The sequence below is a fragment of the Achromobacter sp. genome, assembly GCF_057314935.1.
In genome coordinates this window covers 39,577-48,021 of record NZ_DBHKZA010000050.1, presented here as the reverse complement: position 1 = coordinate 48,021, position 8,445 = coordinate 39,577, and the positions used below count along the sequence as shown (strand labels likewise).

Genomic DNA, 8,445 nt, shown 5'->3' with positions numbered 1-8,445 from the left:
TCGGTGATCGAGGCGCGCAAGTCGGTGTGCTGGTCGCTGCTGTTCATCCTGCTGCTGTATTTCATGGCGCCCGCGCTGGCCCTATTGGTCAAGTACGAGGTCTATACGCAGGTCGTGGGGTCGAATTTTCTGAGCCTGCCCAATTGGGTACACGCCTGGAGCGCGGTCGACAGCAACCTGCTGGACGTCACCGACATCAACCGCGACGGCGTCGTGCAGCTAAGCGAAATCAGCATGGGCGCCGACGTTGTAGTGCTTGCCATGCCTGAGATCGGCGGGCTGCCCTACGTGATTTCAGGCCTGGTGGCCGCTGGCGGGCTGGCGGCCGCGCTATCCACCGCCGACGGCCTGTTGCTGACCTTGTCCAATTCCCTGTCGCACGACATGTGGTACCGGATGGTGTCGCCGCGCATGTCGGCCGCGCGCCGGGTAATGGTGTCGAAAATCCTGTTGCTGGTGGTGGCGTTCGGCGCGGCCTGGGTGGCGGCGCGCAAGCCAGCCGATATTCTGTTTATGGTGTCCGCCGCGTTTTCGTTTGCAGCGTCGTCCTTCTTTCCCGCGCTGGTCATGGGCGTATTCTGGCGCCGCGCCAACAAGTGGGGCGCCACCTTGGGCATGGCGGCAGGCTTGGCGGTGACCTTCGCCTACATGACGCACACGCATCCGTGGCTGCGCGAATGGGTGTTGGGCATTTCACGCACGCAACCGGTCGACCTGTGGTGGGGCATCCAGCCTATCGCGGCCGGCATATTCGGCGCGCCCGTGGCATTTCTCACGATCATCGTGGTGTCGCTGCTGACGCCGCCGCCTGACCGCGCGACGCTGGCGCTGGTGGATTATCTGCGCCACCCGGGGGCACCTCGCCCGCCGGCCGAAAACACCTAAGGCGTGCCGCAGGCGTCGGTCTTGCGATTGTCCGGATCGGTGCAGGCCGCCCACACGGCGCCGGGCATGGCTTGCAGCAAGGTATACGTCTGGCCCGGCGCCCATAGCCATTGCACACTGCCTGGCGTCTGGCCGGCGGCTTCCCAGACGCGCTGCTTCTGCGCGGCGGTCAGGGCGAACCGGCCGCCGTTGCCGCTGTTGCCGTTGGCCAGCACCTGGGCGGGGTCGCGCTTGGCGGCGTAGATGTCGCGGCCGCCCTTGCCGGGCGCGGACTGCACGATGGCCCAGTCATAGTGGTACGAATCCAGCGCGGGCGGCTTCCAGGCCGGGCCGGGCAACACCAGCACGGCGTATTCGCTTGGTATCTCGCGATAGGGGAGGCCTAGCGCAGGGCCGTCTTCCGCCCACCCGGTGCGTTGGCGCAGATAGCGTTGCGTGGCGCGGCCCCGGCCGTCATAGGTCACGACCTGGGACGCCTTCCCGGCATTGTCTTGATAGGCGATGACGCGCAGCAGCCGGCCTGCCGCGTCATGCACGTAGCGGGTCATCGGTTGGGAAGGGGAGGCGCAAGCGACGGCGCCCAACTCGGCGAGCCAACCGTGTTCGTCATAGCGCAGGCAGTGGCGTACCGGCGGGTTCGGGCGGCCGTCGGCCGCACGGGAGCGCTCCTCAAAGCCGGTCAAGCGGTCGCCTTCGCCATAGTAGTAGCGCGTTTCCGAGTCGGGCCGTGGCAGGTCGGCCTTGCCGGATTCACGGGCCGCCTCCACCGCGTTGGCGCTGTAGCGCGCGATGCCGCACAAGTGCCGGCGGCCGTCGGCGCCGGTTTCGAAGCGCAGCATCGCAAGGCCGATGCGCGCGTCCGGCGCGGCAGCGTACACCGACCAGTCCACGCGTTCGGCCCAGATGACAGGCGTGGCGCGTGCGCCGGTCTCCACCGTGGCGGCAGCCTGCCAGGACGGGATGCGCGAACCGTCCAGCGCCAGCAAGGTGTTGGTGCCGTCCAGCGAGATGTCGGCCACGACGGTCTGCCGCTGCGCGGACGCCGCCAGCGGTTCACACAGCGCGTTGGCCAGCCCGGGCGCCATCGACAGGCCCGTCAGCGCCAGCAGGCGCAGGGCGGATTCAACGCGTGGCATTGTGCAGGTAGACGATCAACCCCCAGAGTTCGCTGCTGACGCCACCCAGGCGCAGCGCGCCGGCATGCGTGTCCATCAGCAGGAACGGGTAGGCATTGCGTTCCAGCTTGCCGGGGGGCGGCAGCCGGTACGGCGTGAAATGCTTGTCCGACAGCAGATAGGTATTGGTCATGTCGCCTACGTCCACATGCAGGTACCAGACGGTCAGGTCCGCGGCGTTGAGCGCCGGGTCCGTTTCCGGGTACAGGCCGCCCTGGCCGGCGGGGATGCCGCTGTCCAGCACGCCCAGGAAGATCGCGCGCGGGCCCATCTGCGGGAAATAGGCGCCGTCGTCGCCGCGCCGCGCAAAGCTCTGGCGGACGAATGCCGCTGCGCGCGATCCGGGCACCACCGAGCGGGCGAACATGGCGTCCAGTTCGGTTTCGGACAACGGGCGCCGCGATGTGGAAAAGCGCTCCAGGTCCTGTTTGAAATCCGTCAGCCAAGCCCGGTAGCGCGCGAGTTCCGCGGCGCGGTTGAATTCCTGCGACCAGGCGTTGCCGGCCGGCAGGAGGGTGAGGCAACTCAGGCACAGCCAAGCCGCCAGCCAACGGCGAACGCAAGACGCAGCCGGTGGCGCGACGGGGCGGCTCAATGCGAGACGGATTTCGAAAACACGTTCATCACCACCACGCCGGCGATGATGAGGCCGATGCCGATCAACGCCGGCGTGTCCAGGTGCTGCTTGAACAGCACTGCGCCCACGATCGAGATCAGTACGATGCCTACCCCGGACCAGATGGCGTAGGCGATGCCCACCGGGATCTCGCGCAGCGTCAGCGACAGGAAGTAGAAGGAGACCAGGTAGCCCGTCACGGTGATGAGGGACGGCACCAGGCGGGTGAAGCCTTCGGAGCCCTTCAGGGCGCTGGTGGCGAAGATCTCGGCGATGATCGCCACACCCAGGTAGAGCCATTTCATTTGCGCATTCCTTCGGATTGCCGCAACAGCACCAGCAGCGCGCCTGCGCCGCCTTCGCGTTCGGGCGCCTCGGAAAACGCCAGGACTTCATGCTTTTGCACCAGCCAGGTGCGGGCCTTGTCTTTCAGCACCGGTTCCAGCCCTTGCGAGCCATAGCCCTTGCCGTGCACGACGCGCACGCAGCGGATGCCGTGTTCCTGGCATTCGTCCAGGAAGGACAGCAGCGCGTGGCGGGCCTGTTCGACGCGCAGGCCGTGCAGGTCCAGTTCCGCGCCCGCGCGCCACTGGCCGCGGCGCAGGTTGCGGGCGGTGTCAGGCGCCGCATCGCTGCGCACGAAAGCAGTGCCGCCTTCGGACAAGAGATGCGTGATTTCGCCGCCGTCGGATACGCCGGCGTCTGCGCGCGACGGGGTTTCGCCCAGCGCATTGGCGCGGCGCAGCGCCGGGGCGGGTTCCGCCACGGGCTTGTGCTCAACGCGGGCTGCCGCCTTGATCGGCGTGACGGACTTCATCGTGCGCTGGAAAGCGGCCATGTCGTCCAACGGCGCGCTTTCCGGCTTCTTCAGCACCGCGACCCGCTTGGCGAGCGCTTCGCGTTCGCGCTCGGCCTGCAGGTCTTTCTTCAGGCGTTTCAGGTCGGCCAGGCCGACCTTACTGCCCCGCATTCTCCAACCACCGTTGGGCGTCCAGGGCAGCCATGCAGCCCGTGCCGGCGCTGGTGATGGCCTGGCGGTAGACGTGGTCCTGGACGTCGCCCGCGGCGAACACGCCCGGAACGGAGGTCATGGTCGCCATGCCGGACAGGCCGCTCTTGGTGACGATGTAGCCGTCCTTCATTTCCAGCTGGCCCTGGAAGATTTCCGTATTCGGCTGATGGCCGATGGCGATGAAGGCGCCGGTGACCGGCATGTCTTCGGTGACGCCAGTGTCCACGTGGCGTACGCGCACGCCAGTTACACCGCTGTCGTCGCCCAGCACTTCTTCCAGCGTGTGGAACGTCTTCAGCGCCATGTTGCCGTTCTCGACCTTGGCCATCATCTTGTCGACCAGGATCGGTTCGGCGCGGAATTTGTCGCGGCGATGGATCAGGGTGACCTTGCGGCAGATGTTCGACAGGTACAGGGCTTCCTCGACGGCGGTGTTGCCGCCGCCCACCACGACCACGTCCTGGTTACGGTAGAAGAAACCGTCGCAGGTGGCGCAGCCGGACACGCCGCGGCCCATGAAGGACTGCTCGGACGGCAGGCCCAGGTATTTGGCCGAGGCGCCGGTGGCGATGATGAGGGCGTCGCAGGTGTAAATCTTGCCGGTGTCGCCGGTCAGCGTGAACGGGCGCTTGGACAGGTCGACCTTCGCGATGTGGTCGAACAGCATTTCGGTATTGAAGCGTTCAGCATGCTTCTGGAAGCGCTGCATCAGGTCCGGACCCTGCACGCCATCCGCGTCGGCCGGCCAATTGTCGACATCCGTAGTGGTCATGAGCTGGCCGCCTTGGGCCAGACCTGTAACAAGAACAGGGCTCAGATTGGCGCGTGCCGCATAGACGGCCGCCGTGTAACCGGCAGGGCCGGAACCGAGTATCAAAACTTTAGCGTGCGTAGGCGTGGACATGGGCGGGTATCTTTAGGTTAACGCCCAATTATAATGAGCCGCATGCCGCGTATCTCGACTGCTTCTCCGCGCGCCTCGCGCAACACCCGCAACGGGCCTTCGCCGCTACAAACGCGTATTTCCGCGTTGCTGCGCGAAGCCCGCTGGATCCTATTTGCCGCCCTGGCGGCCTGGCTCACCCTGGTGCTGGCCACCTGGAGCGCGTCCGACCCTGGCTGGTCGCACTCCGTGCCCGGCGACGTCGTGCGCAACCACGGGGGACGGCTGGGCGCCTATCTGGCGGACATCCTCCTTTATCTCTTCGGCTTCTCGGCCTGGTGGTGGGTCGTCCTGCTGCTGCACCGGGTGCGCGCGGGCTACCGGCGGCTGGCCAGCCAGCTTAAGGTAACTAATGGTAAGCAACCGGAAGTGCTGCCGCGCGTCCACTGGGAAGAGGGCATCGGCTTCTTCCTGCTGCTGCTGGGCTCGCTGGGCATGGAAGCCCTGCGCCTGGCCAGCCGCGGCACGCATCTGCCCGGCGCCTCCGAGACCGCCAGCGGCGCAGGCGGCGTCATCGGCCACACGCTGGCCGACCTGATCAGCCGCAGCATCGGTTTTACCGGCAGCACGCTGGCCTTCCTGGTCATGCTGGCTATCGGCTTGAGCCTGTTCTTCTCGTTCTCGTGGCTGGCCGTGGCCGAACGCGTGGGTTCCTGGATGGAAGGCCTGATCCGCCGCGTCCGCAATTCCTACGCCGCCCGCGAAGACCGCAAGGTCGGCCAGGTGGCCAAGGCCGTGCGTACCGAACAGGTCGAGGCCAAGCAGGAAAAACTGGTGCACGAGCAGCCGGTGCGCATCGAGCCCGCCATTACCGTCGTGCCCAAGTCCGAACGCGTCGAAAAGGAAAAGCAGCAGTCGCTGTTCTTCGCGCCTGCGGGCGGCACCGAAGGCGACCTGCCGGCCATCAGCCTGCTGGACCCGCCACTGACCAATCAGGAAACGGTGTCGGCCGAAACCATCGAATTCACGTCGCGCCTGATCGAGAAGAAGCTGGCCGACTTCGGCGTGTCCGTCACCGTGGTGGCGGCGCAGGCCGGCCCGGTCATCACGCGCTATGAAATCGAACCGGCCACCGGCGTGAAGGGCAGCCAGATCGTCAACCTGGCCAAGGACCTGGCGCGCGCGCTGAGCCTGGTCAGCATCCGGGTGGTGGAAACCATTCCCGGCAAGAACCTGATGGGCCTGGAACTGCCCAACCCGCGCCGTCAGATGGTGCGCCTGTCCGAAATCCTCGGTTCACAGACCTACCACGCCAGCCATTCGGTGGTGACGATGGCGTTGGGCAAGGACATCGCCGGCAACCCGGTCGTGGCCGACCTGGCCAAGATGCCCCACCTGCTGGTGGCGGGTACGACGGGTTCGGGCAAGTCCGTGGGGATCAACGCCATGATCCTGTCCTTGCTGTACAAGGCCGACGCGTCCCACACCCGCCTGATCCTGATCGACCCGAAGATGCTGGAAATGAGCGTCTACGAGGGCATTCCGCACTTGCTGGCGCCGGTCGTGACCGACATGCGCCAGGCGTCCAACGCGCTGAACTGGTGCGTGGGCGAAATGGAAAAGCGCTACCGCCTCATGAGCAAGATGGGGGTGCGTAACCTGGCGGGCTACAACACCAAGATCCGGGACGCCATCAAGCGCGAAGAGCCCATCCCGAACCCGTTCTCGCTCACGCCCGATGCGCCCGAACCGCTGTCGCCGCTGCCCACCATCGTGGTGGTCATCGACGAGCTGGCCGACCTGATGATGGTGGTGGGCAAGAAGATCGAAGAGCTGATCGCCCGCCTGGCGCAGAAGGCGCGCGCCGCCGGCATCCACCTGATCCTGGCGACGCAGCGTCCCAGCGTGGACGTCATCACGGGCCTGATCAAGGCCAACATCCCCACGCGCATTGCGTTCCAGGTGTCGTCCAAGATCGACTCCCGCACCATTCTTGACCAGATGGGCGCCGAAACCCTGCTGGGCCAGGGCGATATGCTCTACATGCCGCCGGGCACCGGCTTGCCGGTGCGCGTGCACGGCGCGTTCTGCAGCGACGATGAAGTGCACCGCGTGGTGGAAAGCCTGAAGGCGCAGGGCGAACCCAACTACATCGAAGGCCTGCTGGAAGGCGGGGTCGAGGGCGACAACGGCGAGGGCGCCAGCAGCGTCACCGGCATCGGCGGCGACGCCGAGTCCGACCCGATGTACGACCAGGCGTGCGAAGTGGTGCTCAAGCACCGCCGCGCCTCGATTTCGCTGGTGCAGCGTCACCTGCGCATCGGTTACAACCGCGCGGCCCGGTTACTCGAGCAAATGGAGCAATCGGGTATGGTGTCGGCGATGCAATCCAATGGCAACCGGGAAATCCTGGTCCCTGCCGCAGCCGCCGCCCGAGAGGAAGCATGATGAAGACGTTTCGCCGCCTGGCCATCGCCACCGCCTTGAGTCTGGCGCCCGCCCTGGTGTTCGCCGCCAGCGCGCAAGAGCAGTTGAAGGCGTTCGTCTCTTCCGTGACGGCGGCCACCGGGTCGTTCTCGCAATACACGGTGAACAACCAGGGCCGCACGCAACCTGCGCAGACCGGCGTGTTTTCGTTCCAGCGCCCCGGCAAGTTCAAATGGGCGGTGCAAAAGCCGTACGAACAGCTCGTCATCTCCGACGGCCGCACGGTCTTCCAGTTCGATCCGGATCTGGCGCAAGTGACCGAGCGCAAGGTGGATGCCGCCATCGGCACGTCGCCTGCCGCGATCCTGTTTGGCTCGGGGTCGCTCGAGCAATCGTTCGACGTATCGGCGCTGCCGGCCAAGGATGGCGTGGAGTGGCTGCGCGCCAAACCGCGCACGGCGGACGCCGGTTTTTCGCGCGTGGACATCGGCATGAAGGACAACCTGCCGGTGCGCGTCGAACTCCTGGATTCCTTCGGCCAGACGACGCGCGTCGATCTGTCGGCGATCGCGGCCAACCCGTCGCTGTCCGCCAAGGAATTCCAATTCACGGCGCCCAAGGGCGTCGATGTGGTGAAGATGTAAAAAATGGCCCGGTTGATCACCGGGCCATTTTCATTGCGGGCTGCCGATCAAGGACGCGCCATCAAGGCCGCTTGTACGCCACGCAATCGATCTCGACCTTGGCGTCCACCATCAGGCTGGACTGCACGCAGGCGCGGGCGGGCGGGTTTTCGCCGAAGTACTCCTTGAACACCTTGTTGAACGACGGGAAGTCGCGGGCGTCGTCCAGCCACACGCCGCAGCGCACCACGTGTTCCGGGCCATAGCCGGCTTCCTTCAGGATGGCCAGCAGTTGCTGGATGGCCTTGTGGCATTGCGCCACGGTTCCGCCTTCGATCACCTCGCCGTTTTCCATCGGCACCTGGCCGGACACGTGCAGCCAGCCGTCGGCGGCGACCGCACGCGCGAACGGCATGTGCGAACCGCCCTGGCCGGTACCGCCGGCGACGCCGTAGCGGGTGATGCCGTTCTTGTCGGGGGTGGGGACATTGCTCATGGGGAGGCTCCTATTGGGATTGGATTGATGCGGGAGAGCGGGAAGACGCTGCCGCGAAGCTTGCGCGCAGGTCGCCGTTGCGCGGCAGCCAGCGGCCGGCGCGGTCGCCGGTGGGTTGTCCCTGGTGGTACGACAGGACGCCATTGACCCAGACGGCTTCGATGCCGGCCGCGGTCTGCACCGGCGCGGCGAAGGTGGCGCGGTCGATGACCGTGTCCGGATTGAACAGCACCAGGTCCGCGTGATACCCCTCGCGTACCAGGCCGCGGTCGGCCAGGCCGAAGCGGGCGGCGGACAAGCCCGTCATCTTGTGCACGGCCTGGATCAA

Annotated in this window: 10 protein-coding genes; 3 read left to right on the top strand and 7 right to left on the bottom strand. The window is 66.3% G+C overall.

Going from position 1 to position 8,445, the window contains the following annotated elements:
- Positions 1–885 (top strand): VC_2705 family sodium/solute symporter (locus ACO6D5_RS18810; protein ID WP_485826190.1); only part of this gene is annotated, 885 nt, incomplete at its 5' end.
- Here the strand turns inward: ACO6D5_RS18810 and ACO6D5_RS18805 are convergent.
- The 5 genes from ACO6D5_RS18805 to trxB are packed head-to-tail and all read right to left on the bottom strand — an operon-like array spanning position 882 to position 4,592.
- Positions 882–2,021 (bottom strand): hypothetical protein, encoded by a 1,140-nt coding sequence (locus ACO6D5_RS18805; RefSeq protein WP_485826189.1) that lies wholly within the window; start codon positions 2,019–2,021, stop codon positions 882–884. The two genes, ACO6D5_RS18810 and ACO6D5_RS18805, sit on opposite strands and share 4 nt — an antisense overlap.
- Positions 2,008–2,655: a hypothetical protein gene (locus ACO6D5_RS18800; RefSeq protein WP_485826188.1), complete on the bottom strand. Its 648-nt coding sequence runs from the start codon at positions 2,653–2,655 to the stop codon at positions 2,008–2,010. The genes ACO6D5_RS18805 and ACO6D5_RS18800 overlap by 14 nt, the downstream gene beginning before the upstream one ends.
- Positions 2,652–2,981, bottom strand: a complete 330-nt coding sequence (locus ACO6D5_RS18795) for a DMT family transporter (protein WP_315526503.1) — start codon at positions 2,979–2,981, stop codon at positions 2,652–2,654. The genes ACO6D5_RS18800 and ACO6D5_RS18795 overlap by 4 nt, the downstream gene beginning before the upstream one ends.
- A complete protein-coding gene (locus ACO6D5_RS18790; protein ID WP_485826187.1) occupies positions 2,978–3,646 on the bottom strand; it encodes a Smr/MutS family protein in 669 nt (222 codons plus the stop codon). The genes ACO6D5_RS18795 and ACO6D5_RS18790 overlap by 4 nt, the downstream gene beginning before the upstream one ends.
- A complete protein-coding gene (gene trxB / locus ACO6D5_RS18785) occupies positions 3,633–4,592 on the bottom strand; it encodes a thioredoxin-disulfide reductase (protein ID WP_006223577.1) in 960 nt (319 codons plus the stop codon). Before trxB ends, ACO6D5_RS18790 begins: the two co-directional genes overlap by 14 nt.
- A 42-nt stretch (positions 4,593–4,634) precedes the next feature.
- Here trxB and ACO6D5_RS18780 point away from each other — a divergent pair, with 42 nt between their 5' ends.
- Together ACO6D5_RS18780 and lolA are read left to right on the top strand one after the other, a co-directional pair.
- On the top strand, positions 4,635–7,019 hold the full coding sequence (locus ACO6D5_RS18780) for a DNA translocase FtsK (protein ID WP_485826186.1): 2,385 nt from the start codon (positions 4,635–4,637) through the stop codon (positions 7,017–7,019).
- Positions 7,019–7,642 carry an outer membrane lipoprotein chaperone LolA gene (gene lolA, locus ACO6D5_RS18775; RefSeq protein ID WP_006223579.1) on the top strand — a complete coding sequence of 208 codons (624 nt, stop codon included), beginning with the start codon at positions 7,019–7,021 and terminating at the stop codon, positions 7,640–7,642. Before ACO6D5_RS18780 ends, lolA begins: the two co-directional genes overlap by 1 nt.
- 61 nt (positions 7,643–7,703) lie before the next feature.
- Here lolA and ACO6D5_RS18770 read toward each other — a convergent pair whose 3' ends face one another.
- Together ACO6D5_RS18770 and ACO6D5_RS18765 are read right to left on the bottom strand one after the other, a co-directional pair.
- A complete protein-coding gene (locus ACO6D5_RS18770; RefSeq protein ID WP_315526514.1) occupies positions 7,704–8,117 on the bottom strand; it encodes a RidA family protein in 414 nt (137 codons plus the stop codon).
- Positions 8,118–8,127: 10 nt separating this feature from the next.
- Positions 8,128–8,445 (bottom strand): amidohydrolase family protein (locus ACO6D5_RS18765; protein ID WP_485826185.1); only part of this gene is annotated, 318 nt, incomplete at its 5' end.

Excerpts from the sequence above, each read along its gene's own strand:
- ACO6D5_RS18780 (WP_485826186.1), top strand. The coding sequence starts at position 4,635 with ATGCCGCGTATCTCGACTGCTTCTCCGCGCGCCTCGCGCAACACCCGC.
- ACO6D5_RS18795 (WP_315526503.1), bottom strand. The coding sequence starts at position 2,981 with ATGAAATGGCTCTACCTGGGTGTGGCGATCATCGCCGAGATCTTCGCC.
- trxB (WP_006223577.1), bottom strand. The coding sequence starts at position 4,592 with ATGTCCACGCCTACGCACGCTAAAGTTTTGATACTCGGTTCCGGCCCT.
- ACO6D5_RS18805 (WP_485826189.1), bottom strand. The coding sequence starts at position 2,021 with ATGCCACGCGTTGAATCCGCCCTGCGCCTGCTGGCGCTGACGGGCCTG.
- ACO6D5_RS18770 (WP_315526514.1), bottom strand. The coding sequence starts at position 8,117 with ATGAGCAATGTCCCCACCCCCGACAAGAACGGCATCACCCGCTACGGC.
- lolA (WP_006223579.1), top strand. The coding sequence starts at position 7,019 with ATGAAGACGTTTCGCCGCCTGGCCATCGCCACCGCCTTGAGTCTGGCG.
- ACO6D5_RS18790 (WP_485826187.1), bottom strand. The coding sequence starts at position 3,646 with ATGCGGGGCAGTAAGGTCGGCCTGGCCGACCTGAAACGCCTGAAGAAA.